The following is a 1269-nucleotide window of genomic DNA, read 5'->3' as shown; positions in this document are numbered from 1 at the left end:
TGATCTTCCCCCGATAAAACGGACACATTTATTTTTACGCTGCCAGGGCTTCATATTCTATTGGTGAACAATAGTTTATCCCTGAATGCATCCTCGAAACATTGTAGTATTTGTTTATGTAACTGCCAAGTGTTCCGCGTAGCTCTTTATCACTATTAAATACATTACCGCGAATAACTTCTGTCTTCATTGAGTGGAAAAATGACTCCATATGGGCATTGTCAGTACATTTACCCGCTCGACTTAAGCTATGAGTTATACCGTGACGTTTTAATACTTTTTGATACTCCTGACCACGATATTCTACTCCTCTATCGGTATGTAACATCAAATCACCTTGCGGCTTACGTTTTTTAATCGCATTGCTTAGTGTCCGTTTAGTGACATCCATTGTTCTATTTTTATCTAAACTCCAGCTAATAATACGCCGTGAATATAAATCCATGATGACCGACAAATAACGCCATACGCCTTTCACTTTTAAATACGTGATATCCGCTACCCATACTTTATTTTTAGCCAATGGCACGTCACCATCAGGTCGTAAATTTTTTCCTGTCGTCAGAAAACGTTTATAGAAAGCTGAGCGTGTAGTTACGCGCATCACCCGAGCAACGAGTCCAAGTCCACGGTACAAGCGTTCAATGCGTTTTTTACCAATATGGTATCCTTGTTTTTGTAAGGCCTTAAATATCCTAGGACTTCCATATCGCCCCTTATTCTCTGTAAATATTTGTTGGATTTTCTGTGTAAGCTCAACATCTTCTATCGCTCTAGCGCTAGGTTGTCGCTTTCGCCAATCATAGTAACCACTTTTAGATACATCAAAGAAACTGAGTAATCGTTTAACTTTTATATCGGCTCTGAGTTTTTCGATGAATCTATATTTGCCTGATGTTCCTCCGCAAGAAACCGTTGCCACTTTTTTAGAATATACAGCTCCTCCTTGAGTGCTTTATTTTCACGTTCAAGTTTCTGTTCATGGGTAAGTTGTTTTTTAGCTTTCGATTGACCGGCTGGTTTTTTACGTTTGTCTGCCACAATAATTCCTTCACGATATTCTTTTCGCCATCGTGACAGCATAAATGGGTGTATGTCGAGCTTTTCAGCAACTGATTTTATGGTTACACCAACAACAAAGCTTAGTTGAACTGCATTGACTTTGAACTCATTAGAATATTTCCAAGTTCGTCTTGGATTGTTGTACTTTGGCATAGACACCTCATCTTTAGTTAGATTTTGGTGTCCGTTTTATCGAGGGATGATCAT

The 1269-nt window shown here is 38.8% G+C and carries 1 protein-coding gene; it reads right to left on the bottom strand.

Translation table 11 applies throughout. The annotated features are described in order from the left end of the window. Positions 1–34: 34 nt before the first annotated feature. A protein-coding gene (locus tag KO502_RS07470; protein ID WP_216021954.1) for an IS3 family transposase occupies positions 35–1215 on the bottom strand; the annotation gives its coding sequence in 2 pieces (ribosomal slippage) (positions 35–930 and positions 930–1215; 1182 coding nt in all). Positions 1216–1269 lie beyond the last annotated feature (54 nt).

The sequence above is a fragment of the Colwellia sp. E2M01 genome, from assembly GCF_018860585.1.
GTDB lineage: Bacteria > Pseudomonadota > Gammaproteobacteria > Enterobacterales > Alteromonadaceae > Colwellia.
This window is presented reverse-complemented; position numbering and strand designations above follow the sequence as displayed.